This is a genomic window from Streptomyces sp. ICC4, assembly GCF_003287915.1.
GTDB lineage: Bacteria > Actinomycetota > Actinomycetes > Streptomycetales > Streptomycetaceae > Streptomyces > Streptomyces tritrimontium.
Genome location: NZ_CP030286.1, coordinates 310,233 through 333,231 on the forward strand (window position 1 = coordinate 310,233; position 22,999 = coordinate 333,231).

At 69.1% G+C, this 22,999-nt stretch carries 20 protein-coding genes and 1 tRNA gene; 1 reads left to right on the plus strand and 20 read right to left on the minus strand.

The window, feature by feature from the left end; genetic code table 11:
• Positions 1-90: 90 nt before the first annotated feature.
• From DRB89_RS01525 to DRB89_RS01590, 13 genes are all read right to left on the minus strand, one after another.
• The gene (locus DRB89_RS01525) at positions 91-726 is read right to left on the minus strand and encodes a protein-tyrosine-phosphatase (protein ID WP_112448422.1); all 636 of its coding nucleotides are present in this window, start codon (positions 724-726) and stop codon (positions 91-93) included.
• Positions 723-1,370 (minus strand): L-threonylcarbamoyladenylate synthase, encoded by a 648-nt coding sequence (locus DRB89_RS01530; RefSeq protein WP_112448421.1) that lies wholly within the window; start codon positions 1,368-1,370, stop codon positions 723-725. The genes DRB89_RS01525 and DRB89_RS01530 overlap by 4 nt, the downstream gene beginning before the upstream one ends.
• Before the next feature lie 73 nt (positions 1,371-1,443).
• Positions 1,444-2,289 (minus strand): peptide chain release factor N(5)-glutamine methyltransferase, encoded by an 846-nt coding sequence (prmC, locus tag DRB89_RS01535; protein ID WP_112448420.1) that lies wholly within the window; start codon positions 2,287-2,289, stop codon positions 1,444-1,446.
• A 79-nt stretch (positions 2,290-2,368) separates the two neighbouring features.
• Positions 2,369-3,448 (minus strand): peptide chain release factor 1, encoded by a 1,080-nt coding sequence (prfA, locus tag DRB89_RS01540; protein ID WP_112448419.1) that lies wholly within the window; start codon positions 3,446-3,448, stop codon positions 2,369-2,371.
• A gap of 111 nt (positions 3,449-3,559) precedes the next feature.
• Positions 3,560-3,775: a 50S ribosomal protein L31 gene (rpmE, locus tag DRB89_RS01545; protein ID WP_112448418.1), complete on the minus strand. Its 216-nt coding sequence runs from the start codon at positions 3,773-3,775 to the stop codon at positions 3,560-3,562.
• Between the two features lie 418 nt (positions 3,776-4,193).
• Entirely contained in the window at positions 4,194-5,297 is a 1,104-nt protein-coding gene (locus tag DRB89_RS01550; RefSeq protein WP_112448417.1) for an LCP family protein, read from the minus strand.
• A 301-nt stretch (positions 5,298-5,598) separates the two neighbouring features.
• Positions 5,599-7,755, minus strand: coding sequence for a transcription termination factor Rho (rho, locus tag DRB89_RS01555; protein WP_112463185.1), 2,157 nt, complete (start codon positions 7,753-7,755; stop codon positions 5,599-5,601).
• Between the two features lie 446 nt (positions 7,756-8,201).
• A complete protein-coding gene (gene thrB, locus DRB89_RS01560) occupies positions 8,202-9,128 on the minus strand; it encodes a homoserine kinase (protein ID WP_112448415.1) in 927 nt (308 codons plus the stop codon).
• A 404-nt stretch (positions 9,129-9,532) separates the two neighbouring features.
• Positions 9,533-10,603: a threonine synthase gene (gene thrC / locus DRB89_RS01570; RefSeq protein ID WP_112448413.1), complete on the minus strand. Its 1,071-nt coding sequence runs from the start codon at positions 10,601-10,603 to the stop codon at positions 9,533-9,535.
• A gap of 6 nt (positions 10,604-10,609) precedes the next feature.
• On the minus strand, positions 10,610-11,899 hold the full coding sequence (locus DRB89_RS01575) for a homoserine dehydrogenase (RefSeq protein WP_112453353.1): 1,290 nt from the start codon (positions 11,897-11,899) through the stop codon (positions 10,610-10,612).
• A 161-nt stretch (positions 11,900-12,060) separates the two neighbouring features.
• Positions 12,061-13,452, minus strand: a complete 1,392-nt coding sequence (gene lysA / locus DRB89_RS01580; RefSeq protein ID WP_112448412.1) for a diaminopimelate decarboxylase — start codon at positions 13,450-13,452, stop codon at positions 12,061-12,063.
• A gap of 61 nt (positions 13,453-13,513) precedes the next feature.
• Positions 13,514-14,500 carry an ArgS-related anticodon-binding protein NrtL gene (nrtL, locus tag DRB89_RS01585; protein WP_112448411.1) on the minus strand — a complete coding sequence of 329 codons (987 nt, stop codon included), beginning with the start codon at positions 14,498-14,500 and terminating at the stop codon, positions 13,514-13,516.
• A gap of 118 nt (positions 14,501-14,618) precedes the next feature.
• On the minus strand, positions 14,619-15,113 hold the full coding sequence (locus DRB89_RS01590) for a response regulator (RefSeq protein ID WP_112463187.1): 495 nt from the start codon (positions 15,111-15,113) through the stop codon (positions 14,619-14,621).
• An 82-nt stretch (positions 15,114-15,195) separates the two neighbouring features.
• Here DRB89_RS01590 and DRB89_RS01595 point away from each other — a divergent pair.
• A tRNA-Arg gene (locus tag DRB89_RS01595) sits at positions 15,196-15,267 on the plus strand.
• 211 nt (positions 15,268-15,478) lie between these two features.
• Here DRB89_RS01595 and DRB89_RS01600 read toward each other — a convergent pair.
• The 7 genes from DRB89_RS01600 to DRB89_RS01635 form a co-directional block, all read right to left on the minus strand.
• On the minus strand, positions 15,479-16,855 hold the full coding sequence (locus tag DRB89_RS01600) for a site-specific integrase (protein WP_112448113.1): 1,377 nt from the start codon (positions 16,853-16,855) through the stop codon (positions 15,479-15,481).
• A complete protein-coding gene (locus DRB89_RS44130; protein WP_112448112.1) occupies positions 16,852-17,025 on the minus strand; it encodes a helix-turn-helix domain-containing protein in 174 nt (57 codons plus the stop codon). The genes DRB89_RS01600 and DRB89_RS44130 overlap by 4 nt, the downstream gene beginning before the upstream one ends.
• Positions 17,026-17,445: 420 nt before the next feature.
• Entirely contained in the window at positions 17,446-17,913 is a 468-nt protein-coding gene (locus DRB89_RS01610) for a helix-turn-helix domain-containing protein (RefSeq protein WP_162688433.1), read from the minus strand.
• A gap of 800 nt (positions 17,914-18,713) precedes the next feature.
• Positions 18,714-19,619: a phosphotransferase gene (locus DRB89_RS01620; protein WP_112448109.1), complete on the minus strand. Its 906-nt coding sequence runs from the start codon at positions 19,617-19,619 to the stop codon at positions 18,714-18,716.
• Positions 19,620-19,652: 33 nt separating this feature from the next.
• Entirely contained in the window at positions 19,653-20,831 is a 1,179-nt protein-coding gene (locus DRB89_RS01625; protein ID WP_239515968.1) for an XRE family transcriptional regulator, read from the minus strand.
• A 480-nt stretch (positions 20,832-21,311) separates the two neighbouring features.
• The gene (locus DRB89_RS43595) at positions 21,312-22,490 is read right to left on the minus strand and encodes a helix-turn-helix domain-containing protein (RefSeq protein ID WP_204357684.1); all 1,179 of its coding nucleotides are present in this window, start codon (positions 22,488-22,490) and stop codon (positions 21,312-21,314) included.
• Between the two features lie 6 nt (positions 22,491-22,496).
• Positions 22,497-22,940, minus strand: coding sequence for an NUDIX hydrolase (locus DRB89_RS01635; protein ID WP_112448108.1), 444 nt, complete (start codon positions 22,938-22,940; stop codon positions 22,497-22,499).
• Positions 22,941-22,999: the final 59 nt, after the last annotated feature.

Here is a 22,999-nt window from a genome sequence, read left to right on the forward strand (position 1 = left end):
GCTCCGCGGGCGGCAGCGGCCGGATCCGGCCACCGCGGCGTTCGGGGAGCGGGGGTTCGGGGGCGGCGGCCCCGGCAGCGGCGGCGCGGCTCAGCGGGAGGCGGTGACGCCCGTCAGGGCCGTGACCACCGGGTCCAGCGCCTGGTTGATCTCGTCGCCGATCGAGCGGAAGAAGGTGATCGGCGCCCCGTACGGGTCGTACACCTCGTCCGCGTCCGGGGACGGCGCCAGCAGCCACCCGCGCAGCGCGGCGGCGGCCCGTACCAGCGCCCGCGCCCGCTCCACCATGCCCTCGTCCAGCGGCGGCAGCGTCGCCGGGTCTATCGCCCGGACCAGCCGGGTGAACTCCTTCAGCGTGAAGGTCCGCAGTCCCGCCGAGTGCCCCATCGAGATGACCTGCGCACGGTGGTCGCGCGTGGCGGTCAGCACCAGGTCCGCCCGGATGACGTGCTCGTCCAGCAGCTCCCGCCCGGTGAACCCCGACGCGTCCGCCCCGAAGTCCGCCAGCACGGCGGCCGCGTTGGCCTCCATGGGCGCGCCCTCGTGGCCCCAGGTGCCCGCGCTCTCCACGATCAGGTCACCCGTGACGGGCGCGCCGAGCCGGTGCGACAGCGCATGCCGCGTCAACCGCTCGGTGATGGGCGAGCGGCACACGTTGCCGGTGCTGACGTGGAGTATGCGGAAGGTGTCGGTTCCCCCGGCTATGCCACGCCCCTCAGGGCTCACGGGGCCACCTCGAGGTCGGGTACGACCTCCCGCAGCTGCTCGGCGGTCAGCGCGCCCTCGCGCAGCAGGACGGGAACCTTCCCGGTGACGTCGACGATCGACGACGGCTGGATGCCCGGGGTCGGCCCGCCGTCCAGGTACACGGACACGGAGTCGCCCAGCATCTCGCGCGCGGCGTCGCAGTCCTCCGGCGCCGGGTGCCCGGTCAGGTTCGCCGAGGACACCGCCATCGGGCCGACCTCGGTCAGCAGCTCGATCGCGACGGGGTGCAGGGGCATGCGTACGGCCACGGTCCCGCCGGTCTCCCCCAGGTCCCACGCCAGCGAGGGCTGGTGCTTGGCGACGAGCGTCAGCGCACCCGGCCAGAAGGCGTCGACGAGCTCCCACGCCTGCTCGGAGAAGTCCGTGACCAGGCCGTGCAGGGTGTTCGGGGAGCCGATGAGCACGGGGGTGGGCATGTTGCGGCCGCGCCCCTTGGCGGCGAGCAGGTCGCCGACGGCCTCCGCGCTGAAGGCGTCCGCGCCGATCCCGTACAGGGTGTCGGTGGGCAGCACGACGAGCTCGCCGCGGCGCACGGCGGACGCGGCTTCGCGCAGGCCCGTCTTGCGGTCCGTCGCGTCGTTGCAGTCGTATCGCCGGGCCATCAGCGGGCCTCCTCGTGCAGCAGGGGGGTGGCGGGAATCCTCGCGCGGGCTGCGCCGGTCAAAGCAGCGCCGGTCACGGCATGGCCTTGCGGGCGGTCGCGAAGCGCGGGCGGTTGTTGAGGTCGGGGTGGTCGGCGGCGTCGGCCCAGCCCCGCTCCTCGGCGAAGATCCACGGGACCTGGCCGCCCTGGGTGTCGGCGTGCTCGATGACGACGATGCCGCCGGGCCGCAGCAGGCGGTGGGCCGTGCGCTCGATCCCGCGGATGGTGTCGAGGCCGTCCTCGCCGGAGAACAGCGCCATCTCGGGGTCGTGGTCCCGGGCCTCGGGGGCGACGTACTCCCACTCGGTGAGCGGGATGTACGGCGGGTTGGAGATGACCAGGTCGACCTGCCCGTCCAGCTCGGGCAGGGCGCTGAGCGCGTTGCCCTGGTGGACGTTGACCCGGGAGCCCTCGGCGTTCTTGCGGGTCCACCGCAGGGCGTCCTCGGACAGCTCGACGGCGTGCACGCGCGAGCGCGGGACCTCCTGCGCCATGGCGAGCGCGATGGCGCCCGACCCGGTGCACAGGTCCACGATCAGCGGTTCGACGACGTCCATCGCCCGGACGGCCTGTATGGCCCAGTCCACGACCGACTCGGTCTCGGGCCGGGGCACGAAGACCCCGGGCCCGACCTGGAGCTCCAGATAGCGGAAGAAGGCGCGGCCGGTGATGTGCTGGAGCGGCTCGCGCGCCTCGCGGCGGGCGACGGCCTCCCAGTAGCGGGCGTCGAAGTCCGCGTCCTTGACGTGGTGCAGTTCCCCCCGCTTGACGCCGTGCACGTAGGCCGCGAGCTCCTCCGCGTCGAAGCGCGGTGAGGGCACGCCGGCGGCGGCCAGCCGCTGGGTGGCCTGGGCCACCTCGGCAAGCAGCAAGTTCACGCTGGTCCTCCGGGCTGCTGTCGTACGGGGGGTGGTGCGGGGGGTCCCGCGGGGTCGTGCGGGGATGCTGCGGAGGGACTCAGCGCGCGGACGCGAGCTTGGCGGCGGAGTCCGTGTCGACACAGGCCTGGATGACCGAATCGAGGTCCCCGTCGAGCACCTGGTCCAAGTTGTACGCCTTGAAGCCGGTCCGGTGGTCCGAGATCCGGTTTTCCGGGTAGTTGTACGTACGGATCTTCTCGGAGCGGTCCACGGAGCGCACCTGGCTGCGGCGCACGTCGGAGGCCTCCTGCTCGGCGGCTTCCTGCGCTGCGGCCAGCAGGCGCGAGCGCAGGATGCGCATCGCCTGCTCCTTGTTCTGGAGCTGGCTCTTCTCGTTCTGGCAGGAGGCGACCACGCCGGTCGGCAGGTGCGTGATGCGCACGGCCGAGTCGGTGGTGTTGACGGACTGGCCGCCGGGGCCCGAGGAGCGGTACACGTCGATGCGGAGGTCGTTCATGTTGACCTCGACCTCCACCTCCTCGGCTTCCGGGGTGACGAGCACGCCGGCGGCGGAGGTGTGGATGCGGCCCTGGGACTCGGTGGCCGGAACGCGCTGGACGCGGTGCACGCCGCCCTCGTACTTCAGGCGGGCCCAGACGCCCTGGCCGGGCTCGGTCGCGCCGTTGCCGCCCTTGGTGCGGACGGAGACCTGGACGTCCTTGTAGCCGCCGAGCTCGGACTCGGTGGCGTCGATGATCTCGGTCTTCCAGCCCACGCGCTCGGCGTAGCGCAGGTACATGCGCAGCAGGTCGCCGGCGAACAGGGCCGACTCGTCGCCGCCCGCGCCCGCCTTGACCTCGAGGAGCACGTCCTTGTCGTCGCTGGGGTCGCGCGGGACGAGCAGCAGGCGGAGCTTCTCGGTGAGCTCTTCGCGCTGGGCGCTCAGTTCCTTGACCTCCGCCACGAAGTCCGGGTCGACGGCCGCGTACTCCTTCGCCGTCTCGATGTCCTCGGCGGACTGCTTCCAGGCACGGAAGGTCGCGACGATCGGAGTCAGCTCCGCGTAGCGCTTGTTGAGCTTGCGCGCGTTGGCCTGATCCGAGTGGACCGAAGGGTCGGCGAGCTTCTTCTCAAGATCGGCGTGCTCGCCGATCAGTTCCTCGACCGCCTCGAACATCGGGGGCTCCTGATGGTGAAAGTGAAGAAAAGGGCTGCGGGACGCGAAAGGCGCCGGTCCGGCTGCCCCCGTAGCAACAGGGTGCAGCCGGGATCCGGCGCCGGAGGCTCGCTACTTCTGTGCAGCCTTGCCGAAGCGGGCCTCGAAGCGGGCCACACGGCCACCGGTGTCGAGGATCTTCTGCTTGCCCGTGTAGAACGGGTGGCACTCGGAGCAGACCTCGGCTCGGATGGAGCCCTCGGTCAGGGTGCTACGGGTGGTGAACGACGCGCCACAGGTGCAGCTGACCTGGGTCTCGACGTACTGGGGGTGAACATCGCGCTTCAAGGTGTCTCCTAGATTCGGGAGGGCGCCGGGTCGCAGGAGCCGAATTGCGCGCTGCGTGAACCGGGGCCGACAGACCAGTCTGCCAGGACCGGGCTGCCTGTCAAAATTCTGAGGACGCCTCCCTCAACGGAGGGGGGCCGCCGTCTATTCCTCGGCCCGCCGGAACCCGCCTGAGCAGGCGGTCTGCCGGTGCGTGGCCGGGGCCTACGGTGCGTGCGCGCGGGCACAGCACTAGTGCTGTGACCGGAAAGGTCCGCCGGGTCGCGGCGCCCGGCACGGCACCTCGCCGCGTTGTCGGACCACACCGGTACGTCCAGTACGAGGCGTGGTCCTCCGCCCGGGGGCCCCTCCCGGCGGTAGCTGGGGGAGATGCACCGCACCGGACACCGCGACCCGGCAAACCTTCCCGGTCACAGCACTAGCGGACGACGGAACCGGCCGTGCCCTTGTCGCCGGCCGAGTTCGCCGTGGCCTCGGCGGGGATGTCCCGGTCGGCCAGCAGGGCGTCCCAGACCATCTTGGACTCCGCGGTGAGCGGTACGACGCGGTTGGGGTCGCGGGTGTCCCCGGTCACCGGCAGGGTGATCATCTGCATGTTCTCCGGGCCGATGCCCTGGAGGCCCTGGGCGAAGCCCATGAGGGACTTCACGTCGCCCAGCGCCTTGTCGGTGGTGAGCGCCTTGGTGGCGGTGTCGGCGAGGTCGAGCAGCCGCTTCGGGTTGTCGAAGACGCCGATGCCCTTGACCTGCTTGATCAGGGCCTTGATGAAGGCCTGCTGGAGCTGTATTCGGCCGAGGTCGCCGCCGTCGCCCACGCCGTGGCGGGTGCGGACCAGGCCGAGGGCCTGCTCTCCGTCCAGCCTGTTGGTGCCGGCCGCCAGATCGAGGTGGCTGTACGGGTCCTTGATCGGCTTGGTGGTCGTCACCTCGACGCCGCCGAGGTTGTCGATGATCTTCTTGAAGCCGGTGAAGTCGACCTCGAGGTAGTGGTCCATGCGGATCCCCGACATCTTCTCCACGGTCGCGACCGTGCAGGCGGCCCCGCCGACGGTGAACGACTCGTTGAACATCTTCCGGATGCCGCCCGGGTCCGTCTTGCCGTCCGCCGCCTTGCAGGCGGGCCGGGTCACCAGGGTGTCGCGGGGTATCGATATGACGCCGGCCTTGGTGTGGCCCTCGTTGAGGTGGACGATCATCGCGGTGTCGGAGCGGGCGGAGCCGCCGTCGTCCTGGCCGTACTCGGCGTTGTCGCCGCCGCGGGAGTCGGATCCGAGGACGAGGATGTCCATCGAGCCGTTGTTCACGTTCTGCGGGCGGTCCTTGCCGAGCGCGGCGTCGATGTCGACGGTCTTCAGGTTGCCGTTGAGCTTGAAGTAGAAGTAGCCGAGCCCCGCCCCGCCGAGCAGGAGGACGCCCGCTGCCGCCCACGCGGCGATGACGACGGCCCTGCGGCGGGTGGCCGGCTTGCGTCGGCGCCGGCCCGCGGCGGCCCTGCGGCCCCGGCCCGTACTGTCTTGGCTCATGCTCTCCTCTGCCTGCCCGTCCTCGGTTCGGTGTCCCCGGTCCCTCTGACACAGACGGGCGGAAGTCCTCAAGGGTTCCACGGTCCATGGCGTACCGGAACCAATCCGAAGAATGGGACCTGCCGGGATGAACACCGCGCAAGTCCCGCCTTACCTGCGGTTTCCCCTGCGGGCGCGAGGCGGCGCGGGCGGCTGCGCCGGGTGCGGAGTGTGGCGCACACCACGACCGCCCCCGCCGCGAGTGCGGCGGGGGCGGTCGTGGTGTGCGAACGCGGCGTCAGGCAGGTGCCACGAGGCGACGTCAGTCGTCGTTCTTGCCCGACGGGGTCGTCTTCGCGATCTGCATGAGGAACTCGGCGTTCGACTTCGTCTGCTTCATCTTGTCGAGGAGCAGCTCGATGGCCTGCTGCGAGTCGAGCGCGTGCAGCACCCGGCGCAGCTTCCAGACGATGGCGAGCTCCTCGCTGTTGAGGAGGATCTCCTCCTTGCGGGTGCCCGAGGGGTCCACGTCCACGGCCGGGAAGATGCGCTTGTCGGCGAGCTTCCGGTCGAGCTTGAGCTCCATGTTGCCGGTGCCCTTGAACTCCTCGAAGATCACCTCGTCCATGCGCGAGCCGGTGTCGACCAGCGCGGTGGCCAGGATGGTCAGCGAGCCGCCGTCCTCGATGTTGCGCGCGGCACCGAAGAAGCGCTTCGGCGGGTAGAGCGCGGTCGAGTCGACACCACCGGACAGGATGCGGCCGGAGGCGGGGGCGGCGAGGTTGTACGCGCGTCCCAGGCGGGTGATGGAGTCCAGCAGGACGACCACGTCGTGGCCGAGCTCGACGAGACGCTTGGCGCGCTCGATGGCCAGCTCGGCGACGGTGGTGTGGTCCTCGGCCGGGCGGTCGAAGGTCGAGGAGATGACCTCGCCCTTCACCGACCGCTGCATGTCGGTGACCTCTTCCGGACGCTCGTCGACCAGGACGACCATCAGGTGGCACTCGGGGTTGTTGACCGTGATCGCGTTGGCGATCGCCTGCATGATCATGGTCTTACCGGTCTTCGGCGGAGCCACGATCAGACCGCGCTGGCCCTTACCGATCGGCGACACGAGGTCGATGATGCGGGTGGTCAGCACGCCCGGGTCGGTCTCCAGACGGAGCCGGTCCTGCGGGTAGAGCGGGGTCAGCTTCTGGAACTCCGGGCGACCGCGGCCGGATTCGGGCGCCATGCCGTTGACGGAGTCCAGACGCACGAGCGCGTTGAACTTCTCGCGGCGCTCGCCGTCCTTGGGCTGGCGGACCGCACCGGTGGTGTGGTCGCCCTTGCGCAGACCGGCCTTGCGGACCTGGGCGAGGGAGACGTACACGTCGTTCGGGCCGGGCAGGTAGCCCGAAGTCCGGATGAACGCGTAGTTGTCGAGGATGTCGAGGATGCCCGCGACGGGGATCAGGACGTCGTCGTCGGCGACCGGAGTCTCGACCGGGGCGAACTCGTCGCGCCCGCGACGGCCACGGCGGTCGCGGTAGCGGCCGCGACGGCCGCGACGGCCGTCCTCGTCGAAGTCGTCCTGCGGGCCGTTGTCCTGACGGTCCCGGTCCTGACGGCCGCCCTGCTGACCCTGGCCGCCCTGGCCCTGACCGCGGCCGCCCTGCTGGCGGTCCTGACGGTCGGTCCGGTCCTGGCGGCCGCCCTGCTGGCCCTGACCGCCCTGGCCCTGGCCGCCCTGGCCCTGACCGCCCTGGCTCTGACCGCCCTGGCTCTGACCCTGGGCGCCCTGGCCCTGGTCGTCGGCCTTGGCACCGCGGTCACGGCGGCCCTGGCGCTCGCCGCGCTCGCCGCGCTCGGCACGGTCGTTGCCGCGCTCACGGCGGTCGCGCCGGCCGCGGCCTTCGCCGTCCTGCGCCTGAGCGGCCTGGCCGGAGACGGCCGTGGCCGCTTCGGCCTTGGCCTCGGTCTGCGCGGCCGGGGCGGTCTCGGTCTTCTGCTCGACCTGCACGGCCGCGGGGGCCGAACCCTCGGGGCTGCCGGAGGGGGCGGTGGCACGGCGGCGGCGACGCTCGCCGACCGGGGCGTCCTCGCTGGCCGGCTGGCCCGGGATGTCGGTCTGCGCCGGTGCGGCGGTCTTCTCGGCGGGCGCCGGGGCGGCGGTCTCGCCCGTACGGGCCTTGCTGGTGGCACGGCGCTTCGGCTTGGCCTCGGCGGTGTCGGCGGGCGCGGCAGCGGCGGCGGAGGCCGCGGCCTTGGGGGCACTGCTGCCCGCCTGCGCCTCCTTGATGACCTCGATCAGCTGGCCCTTGCGCATCCGCGCGGTGCCCCTGATGCCGAGGCCCGACGCGACCTGCTGCAGCTCGGCCAGGACCATGCCATCAAGGCCGGTGCCGGAGCGGCGACGCTTGGTCGCGGCGCCCGCGGCGGGGGCACTGGTGTCGACATTGGTGTCGGCAGCGCCCATCAGATCGGTGGTGTCGCTCACGAAGGGTCCTTCCCTGGAGCGGACGTCGGCCTGTCTGGCTCGGCGACCGGTTGTGCTGTCCGACGGCAGTCCGTGACTCGATGAGGCATGGGCCGCAGCCGGGGCGGTGGTCCGCCGGCAGAAATGCGGCGGAGAGAAACGTGCATGTACGTGGGTGGTTCCGGCGAGAAGCCCCCGAGCTGGAAGCGTGGGAATGTCACGCCGATTCCGGAGCGTTGCTCGAAACTGCTGGCAGTGGTCAAAGCAGTCGGGGAGGCTCCCGGAAGAAAGGTGGTCCCTGATAGGGACACTGAGCACCAAGCCATGGCGGCTTCGGATGCGCACTTGAGATTAACACTACCGGATCCAACAGACATTCCCCCTCTCCATCACCGGCGATCGAGCCCTTCCGTGCGGGCGGCCTGCCCCGGCCGCCCGCCCCTGGCCGGCATGTCCTACAGCACTCTTCAGCCGCCCTGGGTGCCCAGCGGAAGTACGCTCGCGCCCGCGGCGTCGAGTGCGAGGCGGTTGGCCGCCCACCCCTCGCCCGCGAGCCGCGCGACCTTGTCGGCCGCGCCGTTGTCGACCAGCGCGAGGACCGTGGGGCCCGCGCCGGAGATCACAGCGGGAATGCCGTCCGCCCGCAGCCGGGCCACGAGCGCCACGCTCTCGGGCATCGCCGGGGAACGGTACTCCTGGTGGAGGCGGTCCTCGGTGGCCGGCAGCAGGAACTCGGGACGCCTGGTCAGGGCCTCCACGAGCAGACCCGCGCGGCCCGCGTTGACGGCGGCGTCCACGTGCGGGACGGTGCGCGGCAGCAGGCCGCGCGCGGTCTCCGTCAGGACCGCCTTGGAGGGGACGAAGACCACCGGAACGATGGAATCGGCGGGCTCCATACGGATCGCCTTGGCGCTGCCGCCGTCCATCCACGCGAGGGTGAAGCCGCCGAGCAGACAGGCGGCGACGTTGTCGGGGTGGCCCTCGATCTCGGTGGCGAGCTCGAGGAGCGCCACGTCGTCGAGCTTGGCCTCTCCGCCTATGGTCACGGCGCGGGCGGCGACGATCCCCGCGCAGATGGCGGCGGAGGAGGAGCCGAGGCCGCGGCCGTGCGGGATGCGGTTGGCGCAGACGACCTCGAGGCCGCGCGGCTGGCCGCCCAGCAGGTCGAAGGCGGTGCGCATGGAACGTACGAGGAGGTGGCTCTCGTCCCGCGGGAGGGTCTCGGCACCTTCACCCGCGATGTCGATGTTCAGGCCGGAATCGGCCACGCGGACGACGACGTCGTCGTAGAGCCCCAGGGCCAGGCCGAAGGCGTCGAAGCCCGGGCCGAGGTTGGCACTGCTGGCGGGGACGCGCACCCGTACGGCGGCGGCGCGGAAAGCTGGACCGGCCATCGTCCGATGACACTCCTTGTGACTGTGCGAGACGAGATCTTCGCTGGCTCGCTGCGAATGTACTGGAGAACGTACGACACCCGAAGGCCCCGTGGGCAGCACCGCGGTCATATGCGCGGCGGCGGATGTAAGTACAGCGTATCGAAGGAAGGTTCTCATCCGACATAGGGCGCACAGCAGGCGCACGATGCGTGTCGTGGGCTCCCGTCGGTCACACCGGGTTCGCGCGGGGATTTTGGTGCTGTACGGCCCGAGTTGCCGGATTCCTCAGCCTTCGAAAGACTTCCGGAATCCGGCCACTCGACCACTGCGGATACTGCGGGTGTTACGGATACTGCGGGTGTTTCGGATACTTCGGATACTGCGGGCGTTTCGGTTGCTTCGGCCGCTTTCGCGCTTTCCGGTCAGACGAGACCGAGGCGCACGGCGGCGGCCTCGGCGTCCACCGGAATGGTGATCGGCTGCGGAGCGCCGGCGACCGCCCAGTCGGGGTCCTTCAGGCCGTTGCCGGTGACGGTGCAGACGATCTTCTGGCCGGGGTCGACCAGACCGAGCTCGGCGGCCTTGAGCAGGCCGGCCACGGAAGCGGCCGACGCCGGCTCGACGAAGACCCCCTCCTGGGCCGCCAACAGGCGGTAGGCGGCCAGGATCTGGCGGTCCGTCACCTCGTCGATGAAGCCGCCCGACTCGTCCCGGGCCTGCAGGGCGTAGTCCCACGAGGCCGGGTTGCCGATGCGGATCGCGGTGGCGATGGTGTGCGGCTCCTTGACGATCTCGCCGCGCACGATGGGCGCCGAACCCGAGGCCTGGAAACCCCACACGCGGGGCGTACGGGAGGCCAGGCCGTCGGCCTTGTACTCCTTGAAGCCCTTCCAGTACGCGGTGATGTTGCCGGCGTTGCCGACGGGCAGCACGTGGATGTCGGGGGCGTCGCCGAGCGCGTCAACGATCTCGAACGCGGCCGTCTTCTGGCCCTCGATGCGTACCGGGTTGACGGAATTGACCAGCGCCACCGGGTAGTTGTCGGACAGCGAGCGGGCCAGGTCCAGGCAGTCGTCGAAGTTCCCGTCGACCTGGAGGATCTTGGCGCCGTGCACGAGCGCCTGGCCCATCTTGCCCAGCGCGATCTTGCCGCGGGGCACGAGGACGGCGCAGACCATCCCGGCGCGCACCGCGTAGGCGGCGGCGGAGGCCGAGGTGTTGCCCGTGGAGGCGCAGATGACGGCCTTGGCGCCGTCCTCCTTGGCCTTGGTGATCGCCATGGTCATGCCGCGGTCCTTGAAGGACCCGGTGGGGTTGGCCCCCTCGACCTTGAGGTGTACCTCGCAGCCGGTGCGCTCGGAGAGCACCTGCGCGGGGACGAGGGGAGTGCCGCCCTCGCGGAGCGTGACCACCGGGGTCTTGTCCGTGACCGGCAGGCGGTCCCGGTACTCCTCGATGATGCCGCGCCACTGGTGGGTGCGATTGCTGCTCATGGGCCCTTACTCCCCTTCAACACGCATGATGCTGGCGACACCGCGGACGGTGTCCAGCTTCCGCAGCGCCTCGACGGTCCCGGAGAGGGCGGCGTCGGGTGCGCGGTGAGTGACGACGACGAGGGAGGCCTCGCCGTCCTTTCCCTGCTGTCGGACGGTGTCGATCGAGACACCGTGCTCCGCGAAGGTGGTCGCCACCTGGGCGAGGACGCCCGGCTTGTCCGCCACATCGAGGCTGATGTGGTAGCGGGTGACGACATCCCCCATGGGGCTGACCGGCAGCTGGGTGTACGCCGACTCGCCCGGCCCCTTTGCCTCGGCGAGCTTGTTGCGGCAGACGGCGACGAGGTCGCCCAGGACCGCCGACGCGGTCGGAGAACCGCCCGCGCCGGGCCCGTAGAACATGAGCCGCCCGGCGGCCTCCGCCTCGACGAAGACGGCGTTGTACGCCTCCCGGACGGAAGCCAGCGGGTGGGTCAGCGGGATCATCGCCGGGTGGACGCGCGCGGTGACGGACTCGCCGTCGGCGGCGCGCTCCAGGATGGCGAGGAGCTTGATGGTGCAGCCCATGCGCTTGGCGGACGCGAAGTCCGCGGCACTGACCTCGGTCATGCCCTCACGGTAGACGTCGTCGAGGCGCACCCGGGTGTGGAAGGCGATGCCGGCCAGGATCGCGGCCTTGGCGGCGGCGTCGTAGCCCTCGACATCGGCGGTGGGGTCGGCCTCGGCGTACCCGAGGGCGGTGGCCTCGTCGAGGGCCTCCTGGTACCCGGCGCCGGTGGAGTCCATCTTGTCGAGGATGAAGTTCGTCGTGCCGTTGACGATGCCCATCACCCGGTTGATCTTGTCGCCCGCGAGGGACTCGCGCATCGGGCGGACCAGCGGGATCGCGCCGGCGACGGCGGCCTCGTAGTACAGGTCCAGCCCGTGCCGCTCGGCGGCGGCGTGCAGCGCGGCGCCGTCCTGCGCGAGCAGCGCCTTGTTCGCCGAGACGACGGAGATGCCGTGCTCGAAGGCGGTGGTGATCAGGGTGCGGGCCGGCTCGATGCCGCCAATGACCTCGATGGCGATGTCGATGTCACCGCGTTTGAGCAGCGCCGTCGCATCGGTGGTGATGAGGGCCGGGTCGATGCCCTCGCGCACCTTGGAGGGACGGCGCACAGCCACGCCGGCGAGCTCGACGGGCGCGCCGATCCTGGCTGTCAGATCGTCGGCGTGCGTCGTCATGATGCGAGCCACCTCTGAGCCGACCACTCCACAGCCCAGCAGCGCCACCTTCAGCGGACGCGTACGCATCATTCGACCTACGCCTTTCGATCTTCACATCAGTACCTGGTGAGCGGTTTGCATCCCAGGTGTGAACCAGTCTCACTCAATGGACAACAGTTTCCACCCTCGGTCCATTGAGTGAGACACCTATTTGGAGGTCTGGGGGGCTTCCCCCAGAAGAATGCGGATCATCCGAGGTCGAGACGCAGGAGATCCTCCTCCGTCTCCCGACGGACGATGACACGGGCCGCGCCGTCGCGCACGGCGACGACGGGCGGACGGAGCGCGTGGTTGTAGTTGCTGGCCATCGAGCGGCAGTAGGCGCCGGTGGCCGGGACCGCGAGGAGGTCCCCGGGGGCGAGGTCGGCGGGCAGGAACGCGTCCTTGACGACGATGTCGCCGCTCTCGCAGTGCTTGCCGACGACGCGCACGAGCACGGGCTCGGCGTCGGACGTGCGCGAGACGAGGATGACGGAGTACTCCGCGTCGTAGAGGGCGGTGCGGATGTTGTCGGACATGCCCCCGTCGACGGAGACGTACGTCCGCAGTCCCTCGAGCGGCTTGATCGTCCCGACCTCGTAGAGGGTGAAGGCGGTCGGGCCGACGATGGCCCGTCCGGGCTCGACGGAGATCCGCGGGGCGCGCAGGCCGGACGCCTCGCACTCGCGGGCGACGATCTCGTGCAGGGCCTTGGCGATCTCGTGCGGCTCGCGGGGGTCGTCGCCGGAGGTGTAGGCGATGCCCAGTCCGCCGCCGAGGTCGATCTCGGGCAGTTCCACCCCGTGCTCGTCGCGCACGGCGGCCAGCAGCCGCACGACCCGCTTCGCGGAGACCTCGAAGCCCGCCATGTCGAAGATCTGCGAGCCGATGTGCGAGTGGACGCCGAGCAGCTCCAGGCTGTCGTGCCCGAGCGCGCGCCGTACGGCCTCGGCGGCGGACCCGTCGGCGACGGCGATCCCGAACTTCTGGTCCTCGTGCGCGGTGGCGATGAACTCGTGGGTGTGCGCCTCGACGCCGACCGTCACCCGGATCTGCACGGGCTGGCGCACGCCGTGCTCGCGGGCGATGTGCGCGACGCGGGCGATCTCCTGGAAGGAGTCCAGCACGATGCGGCCGACGCCGGCCTCGATGGCGCGGGTGATCTCGGCGGTGGACTTGTTGTTGCCGTGGAAGGCGATCCGGCCGGCGGGCATCCCGGCGGCCAGCGCGGTGGCGAGCTCCCCGCCGGAGCAGACGTCGAGGTTGAGCCCCTCCTCCTTCAGCCACTTCACGACGGCCTTGGAGAGGAACGCCTTGCCGGCGTAGAACACGTCGGCGTCCGGCCCGAAGGCGTGCGCCCAGGCACGGCAGCGGGCGCGGAAGTCCTCCTCGTCGAGGAAGTAGGCGGGCGTCCCGAACTCCTCGGCGAGCTTGGTGACTTCGATCCCGCCCACGGTCACGACTCCGTCGTCGTTCCGGCTGACCGTCCGCGCCCAGATCTTCTCGTCGAGGGCGTTGAGGTCGGCGGGCGGCGGGGAGTAGTGGCCCTCGGGCATGACATCGGCGTGGCGGGGCCCGGCGGGGTGGGCGGAACGGCTCATCGAAACTCTCTCTTCGCAATCATCCGGACGGTACGGACGGCATTCGTCCCCTACATCCGCATCACAGGTGGTCGGGCGCGTCTATCGCGTCTATGCCGAGCAGGGCCAGGCCGCCGGCCAGCACCGTCCCGGCGGCTTCGGCAAGGGCCAGCCGGGCGCGGTGGGCGGCCGAGGGTTTCTCGTCGCCCTTGGGCAGGACGCCGTACTGGAAGTCGAGCAGGGCGTCGGCGAGCACGACGAGCTGCCGGACGAGCCGCTCGGGCGCACGGTGGTGCGCGGCGGCCTCGAGCACGAGGGGGTGGTCGGCGAGGGCCCCGAGCAGGGCTTCGGCACCGTCGCCGGGCTCGCCGGGCAGCGCGTCGAACCCGAGCTGCCGGGCATTGCGGGTCAGCGCGCGGGCGCGGTCGCGGGCGTACCGTACGCGGAAGAACTCGCTGGACTCGTCCTGTACGAGGAGCGACGCGGGAAAGACGGGGGTCTCCTGCGCGGGAACGCAGAGCATCGCCCAGGCGGCGGCGCCGGCCCCGTAGACGGAGACGACATCCCCGTCCCGCTTGGCGACGGGTGCGACGGATCCGCCGGGGGTCGCCTCCCGCCCCTGGCTGAGCTCGATCCGCAGCACGGCGAGCCGCACGACGTCCGCACGGGAGCGACCGGCGGACGTGGGCATGGCCACGTCCAGCGCGGGGGGAGCACCGGGGGCGAACCCGTACCGCTCGCCGTCCGCGCGAACACTCCGCACGAACTCCCGGACGGGAGCAGCGGCGAGTAGGAAGTTCAGGAACCCGGCGCCGGTGATCTCGACGCGGTCGATCCCGGGCAGTCCCGCCAGCCGGGGGGCCAGCACCTCGGCCACTCCACGGGGCGCGACTCCACCGCTCTTGGCCACTCCGAAAGCAACGGGGGACGCGTAATCCCCCACTCCCCCGGGCCTGGTCCGCTCGACGACGACCCGCTCGGGCACGACCACCCCGTCGGGCAGCTCCCCGTCCTCGACGGCGCAGCGCAGGGCGCGCACGACGACACGGGAGAGGTCAGCGGGGGTCACGTGCTCAGCCTAGGCGAGAAGCCCCCAGGTCACGCGAACGGTTTCGCCATGTGAACAGCCCCGCGAACAGACCTGTGAACAGAGGGGTCAAGGATGCGCCCACCACGGACGCGGCCGATCAGCCCCTCCCCCTCCCGGCGGGAGCCCCTTTCCGCTCCCTCCGGTCCCGCCGCTCGATGAGCCGGCGCACGACGCGCACCAGCTCGGCGGGTTCGAAGGGCTTGGCGAGGAAGGCGTCCACGCCTGCGGCGATCCCGGCCTCGACCTCGTACTGCGTGCAGGCGCTCACGATCGCAACGGGCAGGTGCCGCGTCCGGGGATCGGCCCGCAACTGCGCGGCCGCCCCGAAACCGTCCAGACGGGGCATGACCACATCAAGAGTGATCACATCGGGCTGCACGTGGTGCACCACGTCCAGGCACTCGACACCATCGTTCGCGGTCACGACCTCGAAGCCCTCCAGCTCGAGATTGACCCTGATCAGCTGCCGGATGACCTTGTTGTCATCGACAACAAGCACCCGGCCCGAGGCGCCCGACACAACTCGAGAGTAGGTCGGCCCCGGCCCCCGCGTCCGGGTTTTTGCCACTTCCACCCCCTCCGGGCGACCCACCTCCCCCTCCCCGGGAATCCGTTCCTGATCACCGTCCGGATGCTGGTAGTGTTCAACCCGTCGCCGCAACACCAGCGACAGCGCCCCCGTAGCTCAGGGGATAGAGCAACGGCCTCCGGAGCCGTGTGCGCAGGTTCGAATCCTGCCGGGGGCACCGCAGTTCAGGTGCCTAATAGGCCCTCTGATCAGGCAACTAGCCGGATCAGGGGGCCTGCAGTCATATGCAGCCGTGTTCGAGTGAAAGCACCCGTAGGACACGCCTCGTGGGACATACGTGGGATCGGACATTCACCCACGTACCCGATGAACCGTCACATAGGAAACGCCCCGAGGCGGTGGCCCCGGGGCGTCGGATGTGACGATCATCACTCATATTCGCGCAGTAGGTCGTCGATGCGCTGATTGGCCACAACATGCCGCCCATGGAGGCATTTGGCATACCTGGCCAGCAGGACCTCCACGCTGTTACCTGCACGCTCGGCGACCTCGGTCGGATCGAGCCCGGCGTTCAGCCACGTGGAGAGCGCAGAGTGGCGAAGGTCATAGGGAACGTCTGCCAGTGGGCTGTTGACAAGCTCCGGCGGAAGGCCGAGGCCACGAGCCTCGCCCCAAACGCGAGAATATGTGGATGATCCAACCAGACCACCACGTTCGTTGAAAAAGAGACGCCCGTCGTCAGCCGTGCCAAACGTGTCGATGCTGTCTCGCCAGATCGCGACGAGCGCGGGGGGCAGTGGAGCTCGCCGCACGTCCGCCGGATCGCGATTCTTCAGCCCCCGGTCGTCGTGGACCTCGCCGCTCCTGGTCCACTTCTTCCCGACCGTGGGCCTGGTCCGGTGCAGCACCGCTTCCCCCCAGCCCTCGCTGGGCAGTGTGCAGTCGGGGAGCGCGACGCCCACAGCTTCGGCCGGACGCAGGCCGGCGTAGTACATGCCCGCGAACAGGCCGACCAGACGCCTGCCTCTGGCGCGCCCATAGCCCCCCACATACGAGACGGCTCCAAGCAGGTTGCCCGCCTGACGCGGGTTGGCTACGACCCGCGGGTCGACTTGGATAATTCGGGGCGGCTTCTGCCAGGAGACCGACTTGATCGGGTTCTCGGCGAACTCCCCCAATTCGGCGGCATAATTCAAGGCATTTACGAACACCTTGCGCTTCCGCTTTATCGTCTCCCCCGCCGCCGCCTCACCATCGAGCTTCAGGGTCAACGCATCCAGAACGCCTCGCGTGACCGCAGGCTTGGAAAGATCTTCGAGTGGGGGCGAATTCTTGGAGATCCATTCGAGTACAACCAGAATCTCCGGAGGGACGTCCCGCTCATCCGGACCGGGCAATATGAAAGCCCAATCCCGGAGCGCACGCTGCATCGCGACATCCGACGGCCGACCGGGCTTCTTGGGCATGAGGGCCTTCGTTACCCCGGTCAGTGCCTCGTTGATTTCATCGCGGTAATTAGGAGAGCAGTGCGGCCACTTCATCCGCAAGTAGTCCAGCGCAAAGTCGTACCAAGTGCGGGCCGGCGCCTTCTCCTCCATCGAAGACGGGAGTCCTGTGTCGGTGTCGAACTGCTCGCCAGCCTCCTGGGCCATGAGCAGCTGCGCCCGCAACTTGTCGGCGAGCCCCTTCGTGCGACGCGATCGAGAAATGGGGCGGTCGCCCACCCTCCAGCGGACCTCGTAGGTGTCCTTCCCCTGGCGCGACTTAACCCTGACGCCCCAAATAAGCACATCAGTTGTCTTCAAGCCGCATACCTCTCTCGATCTTCGAGCCATTCCACAAATGCGCTACGCCAAACACGAAGTTCACCATTAGGGAGCTTGAATGAAGTGGGGCCGGTCCCCATTTCTCGCCATCGATAGAATGTCCTACGGGAGACACCTTTCAGTTCTGTAAGAATCTCGGGAACAGTCATCAGCTCATCATGCCGATCACGCCCCCTCACTCTGCACCCCCACCCAAAACGGCGCACAGAGCAGCTCCCACTCGAAGGCGTGTGGCGGCCCGCAAAGGAGAGACGACTGGACGTTTTGGGCAGGAGATATCGCAAGAGGGTGCACTGGCAGGAATCCTCACGAGTAGTGCTGGTGGTTCGCGCCGGCCGAGTGCGCAGGGATCCACGGGGAGAGGCGCTGCGCACCCGCTTTCGGGGGCAGGCCGACTCCGCACGGATCCCTGAACACCGCGTTCCGGGCATCGGTCAGGCTGTTCGCTGCGGTCCACCGCCAAGCAGCCGATGCGAACTTCTTCAATGGTCTGGAGAATCCCCGGTTTGGCTGACCGGGGATCATCGGCTATGTATCGCCTTCGGCGGAGCGGTACGGCATGGCCGACGTCAACCAACCAGCCTGTACGATCCGCGCGCTGGCGAGTCTTCATCTGCCTGCACCACCAGCCCGTCCCCCACGAGCCGGGCCAGGACGGCTACCACTGCCCTGTCAGCGATCTTCAAGGAACTGGCGATCTGTTCTGCAGTGACTCCGGGATTCGCAGCCACGTGAACAAGTACGTCTCGGTCGCGCCGATAGCGGCCCTGGGTCAGGTCATGGGCGATGAGGCCAGCCGAGGACACGATCAGGCATAGAGCCGTGGCCACGGACAGGTGGTCATGGTTCTGTTGCCCGATCACTGCGCATGCGCCCCCAAGCACGAAGAGGAGTGGGGCGGTCAGGCGAATGGACAGCAAGAGGGGCTTAGGCAGCGGCTTTCCTTGGATCTGCATCCGGCTCGCGATCCGAGCACAGCACGGGTTACATGCGATCTTGCCTGGATGGTGGTTGACGGGGGTGTTGTAGGTTGACATGCCCCAACAGAAGGCGCCAGTCATTTGGGCATAATTGGCGTCTGCCGTAAGCGAATTCAGTTTGCATCTCGACCGAGCAAGTAAGGAGAGTCGGCGCATGCGGACCGTGGAATCGTCCTGGGCCCGATCGCTGGGCCAGTTGGATAAGATTGGGCAGCTATCCGAAATGGCACTTGAACGGGCTTCCTCGGCACGCGAGGCGCTCGCCTCCACGAAGGCCGCTAGCGGGACCCGCAGCCACCGGGGCGCCACTCACTCGGCGCTGCAAGCCCGTAGCAAGACATGCGATGTGGCCTATCTTCGAGCCGCCGGCCTGCTGCTTCGGCGGGCAGCCTCGGATCGACGGCCCCCTATGCGGCTGGTCCGACCATGGCCTGTGGGCCCCGGGGCACCGCATTGGTGGGTCGGTGCGGTCCATGGACCTGGAGCTATCTGGCGGAGCATCCCCGGCAGCGGACCTGAGTGGGCCTTGGGGATGCCGAGCGATCATCCAGCTGTTGCTTCCGTCGCCTCATGGACGAAGCTTCTGGGTCTGAGCAGCCAGGCAAGGAACGTCCGGGGTTCCGCTGTCTTGTACGAAGTCATCGAGTCCGGTCACGACTCCGACCAACTCGGGGTACCTGCCAGCCTCCGGATCCGCCCCGGTATGGAGGGCGAGGCACACCGGCTCCATACCGATCGGTACCAAGTCTGGGAACGGGCCCGGGGCTACGGCAACGCGGTCCGAGTCCTGCTCGCCGAGTGGCACAACAGCAACGTCCAGTAAGCGCGTGTACCAGTGGACAGTTCGCATTCCCGCGTCAAAGGATCCGCCAGGGGAGACCCGCTTCGGCTCGCCTAAGACCCTGAACCCGGCGCTCGACTTCGTGGATGCTGCCCGGCGTGTGACGAGCCTTTCTGGCGTTGGTCGTGATCATGCGTAGTTCTCTGAGATCACGGAGCGTTTCGTATCCCGGCCATCGAGTCACGTCGAATCCATATGCTGCGGCGAACTCGTCGTAGTGCTCCTTGCCGTATCCAAATCGCCGCGAGTGCACCTCCACCGTGACAAGGTCCCATTCGGGTTGACCAATTGCCGCGGTGTCCCAGTCGCACAGTACGGCTGATCCACCGGTGTGGAGGGCATTTCGATGTTGTGGGTCGCCCTGGATAACACCCGGCGGATACTCGAATACGACGTCTTCGAGCGCCCCCTCAAGTTGATCGGCACGCGAGGACAGGAAGTGGAGATCGGCAGCGGGAAGGGTAGTGGTGACCGCGAGCGACCGCCGTATCGCGCGTACGTTGTCGTGCTCGGGAAGCGCAAAGGGAGGGCGGCCTAGGGTATGCAGCATCTGGAGCGGCTTGGCCAGTTGCTCCGCAGTCACCGAGGCCGTGGGCTGCGGTAGGTAGACCCAGAACGTTGCCGCGTGCTGCCCGTCGACGAGGACCGGCTGGTCACATTCCAGAAGAGGCGCCGTGGGGAACCCGGCATCCATCAACCATCGGGTGAACCGCACCGTGCGCTCCGTAGCTTCGGGCGGAGTCCCGAGCCGAGCGATCTTGACGACGACCGGGTGATGATGGAGGCGCAGGACGGCGTTGGTGTGTCCGCGAAGCACTTCGGCGCCCTCGGCGTTGAGGCCAACCACCTCGCAGGCCTGGCGCAGGATGCTCCACATGTCCGCTTCTGTGTAGCCGCCGGGTGCTGTCGACGATGCAGTCATGGGGGTCAATCTGTCCGATGATCGGCCCAGCTGTCACCTCGGCCCGGCTGGGAGTGACAGGAGCTCGCGTAGCTCCATCGCCGCACGGGACCGACCGTTCGCTCCCGGTAGCTTTTCGATCACCCCGCGGGCCCGTGCCCCGATGATGGGAGTCCGGTGCTCTTCCGGCACCTCAAGGAAGACGGCCGTGGCCAACTGGCAGGCCTCGGTCGCGCTGCGGCCCATGGCCAGGCAGATGGCGGTCTCCAGTCGAAGGAGCGAGGGGTCGATCCCGGTCTGCGCCGGGTAAAGGGCGAGTGCTTCGGCCTGGGTCTTCATCGCGGCCGAGCTGCGGCCGAGGGCGGTGTACGTACCGCTGAGGTAGAGCAGGTACCGGCGCCGCGGGAAGGTGAACGCATCGTCATCGGCCCCAGTGGGCAGGCGCTCGTACATCGTCGCCGCTTCTCTGAGCCGGAGTTCCGCTTGCGCGCCGTCTCCGACCTGGGCAAGAGCCCTCGCTTCCGCCATCGTGGCGAACGCTGCTGTTACGGTCGGCCGGCCCCGGGTGAGCAGTCGCGCCTCGCGGGCGAGTGCGATGGCGGTATCGAGGGGGCCGTAGTAGTACGGCAGCATCGCGGCTTGTGCCCGGACCCGGGCACGCAGATCCAGGTTGCCGCTCTCCTCCGCGGCGAAGCGAGCAGTCTCGTACCAGACGCCGCTTCGACGCAGGTCGCCGAGTTTCATGAGGGAATCGGCGATCAGTGTGGCCAGAAGTGCCGTCATCTCAGTCAGGCGGACGTGAACGGAGGTCGTCTGCCGCTCGCGCACCAGGCTCTCGACGTCGTCGAGTTCCTCCAGCAGCTGGGTCAGCATGGCTTCCGGGGGCGTGTAGAGGTACTGCCTCCGGAGAAGTAGGAGTCGCTCGTCCAGGAGGTCGATCTGCCCGCCGGCGACTGTACCCGCCGCGAGGGTCGAGTTAGTCGACCGCCGTGCGGCATCAACGCGGTCTCCCAGTGACGAGGAGCTCGGAACGGCAGGGACTGGGAGCAGCGCCTCCCCGGTGTAGCCGGGAGCCGGCGGCTCGCCAGAGAGCCCAAGTGCGCTTGCCGTCGCGCCGTAGTACTCGCACAGCACCGAGACGACGGCCTTACGCGGTTCTCGGCCGCCAGTTTCCCAAGAGCTCAGCTGGTCGCCCTCGACCCGGGGTCCTTCGGGGTCGTGGTTCAAAGCCAAGGCTCGAACCTCCCGACCAGCTACGGCCAGCGTCTTGCCAAGGGCCAAGCGGTAGGCCCGGAGAGCCGAGACCCCGCAATGCCGGTGGATCAGGCCGGCGATGTCGTGGTGGGACCGGCCGGCGCGCTCTTCGCGGACACGGATAGCGCGCGCACAGCTTGGCCGGTGAGGAGGCGCTGGTGTCGTCACGTGGGCTCCGATCAGGGGGCGCCGCCCAGCAGCACCTCGGGTTCCCACGATTCTCCGGCGGATGCGCCGGAGAATCCGCGGGATTCCCAAAATCTGTCGCCGCATGCGCCGTATCCGGCGGGTGCGCCGGTTGAGGCCCACGTGGGCCGTGGCGACTCTTACCTACCGCCTGAGCCTGATGGGGCCTCAGAAGTCCAGCCCACGGAATGAAGGGAACGTTCGATGTGCGGAAGAGATCCTTCGAACCGTGCGACCGGTGGACCCCGAGGCCACCGCGGTTCGACTTCTTCTCTATGCGGCCATCTCCGTGCGCAGTTGGGTCAATGCCTGTTCGGCGGATTCGTGGGCATCCGGGAGGGCGTCGCCAGCGGCGCGCAGGACGCGCTGGAGCTGGTGTGGGAGGCGTTGGGCGCGCGCTTCACGTACGGCGCCCACGAGCAGTTCGGTGGCGCCGCGCTGGTCTCCGGCGAGGAGCCGGACACGGCCGGTGGTGATGAGTTCGATGACGCGCCACTGGGGTGCGATCGAGATGGTCGAGGTGGGCGCGGCGGCTTCGGCGCGCCGTATCGCGTCGTCTGCCCTGCCGGTGGCGATAAGGCCCCGCAGATGGATCTCGTAGAGGGCCGTGGGGTTGACCAGGCTCGTGTGGTCTACCTCGTCGAGGAGCTGGTGTGCCTCCTCGATAGTGCGGTCGAAGAGGGTCTGGTTGCCGAGGGATCCGGCGGCTCGTGCGAGGAGCGGCAGGACGGCCGCGCGCTCGGACAGGTTCGGGGCCACGGCCGCAGCATGAACAAGGCGGTGGACGGCAGCGCCGACCAGGCCCGACTTTCGCAGCTCGTTTCCGTGCATGCGGAGAGCCGTGGTTGTGAGCGCCGGGTCATCGAAGATGCGCACGACGTCCAGGCTCTGCGCTGTCCAGTGCGCGGCGGTGGCCAGGCGCTCCTCCGGCAGCACGTTGCCGAGGGCCGTGCCCAGGCCCAGGCGAGCATGGGCGAGGAGGCGCAGGACCTCTCGTTCAGTGTTCCCATCGCGGGCCCGGGCTTCGAGTCGGGCGACGAGCGGCCAGAGTTCCGCGACGGCTTCGGTGGCGTGCCCGGACTGGCGAGCGATCTCGGCCAGACGGACGGTGGATTGGCCGAACTGAAGCATCGCGCGGTGGTCCGCGTCGGCGGGGTCGGTGACGCCAAGAACGTGTGGGGGCAGGGAGAGGCGTTCAGCGACGTGGCGCAGACTGCCGACGTCGTTGAGGTGCCGCTTTCCGAGTTCCAGGGCGGAGACGTACGTCTTGTCGTAGCCGAGGAGTTCACCGGTCTGAGTCTGGCTGTCGCCATGGACACGCCGGTGGTACTTCAGGATCGCGGACAGGTTCCGTGTGGCGAGGATGGCCTGGGCTTCAGGAGTCGCCCAATGCCAGGAGACGAACCGGGGCGATCGTCGTGGCCGCTCGCCTGTCTTCTGCGGGGTGTACATGGCGGGTTACCTCTGCGGATGTCCGTACCAGGCCGCGATCGACTGCTTGTAGCCGACAGGCATGTTCAGAGCGTCGACTTCGGAGCGACGGAACAGACCGATCTCCTTGTGCTCGTGACTCAGTGCCGGATCACGGTCGGGGGTCAGGACCGTGCAGCCGTAGGTGACGATCAGGACGCGGCGGCCCGGGAGCGGCTCGTAGATCCACGTACCGCCAGCCAGCTCGGTGCCGGCCGTGACCACCCAGCCGGTCTCTTCGGCGATCTCACGCTCCAGAGCCTTGGTGGGACTGTCGTCGGCAGGTGCCGAACCGCCTCCTTCGGCACCAACCTCCAAGCGGCCGCCCGGGAGTTCCCACTCGGATCTTTCGTTCTTGAGCAGCAGCACCCGGTCCTTCGAGTCGAGAGCAACGCCCTTGACGGACACGGGCCACAGCGAGGGCTTGTACATCGACCGTCCCGGAGAAGTGGTGGCGGGGTTGTCCTTCGGAACGTAGCACCGCGCTCGTG

What these genes read in the sequence shown, in the direction of transcription:
- DRB89_RS01530 (WP_112448421.1), bottom strand. Translation starts at nt 1,370, where the DNA reads ATGGCCCGGCGATACGACTGCAACGACGCGACGGACCGCAAGACGGGC.
- prfA (WP_112448419.1), bottom strand. Translation starts at nt 3,448, where the DNA reads ATGTTCGAGGCGGTCGAGGAACTGATCGGCGAGCACGCCGATCTTGAG.
- DRB89_RS01550 (WP_112448417.1), bottom strand. Translation starts at nt 5,297, where the DNA reads ATGAGCCAAGACAGTACGGGCCGGGGCCGCAGGGCCGCCGCGGGCCGG.
- thrB (WP_112448415.1), bottom strand. Translation starts at nt 9,128, where the DNA reads ATGGCCGGTCCAGCTTTCCGCGCCGCCGCCGTACGGGTGCGCGTCCCC.
- thrC (WP_112448413.1), bottom strand. Translation starts at nt 10,603, where the DNA reads ATGAGCAGCAATCGCACCCACCAGTGGCGCGGCATCATCGAGGAGTAC.
- DRB89_RS01575 (WP_112453353.1), bottom strand. Translation starts at nt 11,899, where the DNA reads ATGCGTACGCGTCCGCTGAAGGTGGCGCTGCTGGGCTGTGGAGTGGTC.
- lysA (WP_112448412.1), bottom strand. Translation starts at nt 13,452, where the DNA reads ATGAGCCGTTCCGCCCACCCCGCCGGGCCCCGCCACGCCGATGTCATG.
- DRB89_RS44130 (WP_112448112.1), bottom strand. Translation starts at nt 17,025, where the DNA reads ATGACTGTTCCCGAGATTCTTACAGAACTGAAAGGTGTCTCCCGTAGG.
- DRB89_RS01610 (WP_162688433.1), bottom strand. Translation starts at nt 17,913, where the DNA reads ATGTCAACCTACAACACCCCCGTCAACCACCATCCAGGCAAGATCGCA.
- DRB89_RS01620 (WP_112448109.1), bottom strand. Translation starts at nt 19,619, where the DNA reads ATGACTGCATCGTCGACAGCACCCGGCGGCTACACAGAAGCGGACATG.
- DRB89_RS43595 (WP_204357684.1), bottom strand. Translation starts at nt 22,490, where the DNA reads ATGTACACCCCGCAGAAGACAGGCGAGCGGCCACGACGATCGCCCCGG.
- DRB89_RS01635 (WP_112448108.1), bottom strand. Translation starts at nt 22,940, where the DNA reads ATGTACAAGCCCTCGCTGTGGCCCGTGTCCGTCAAGGGCGTTGCTCTC.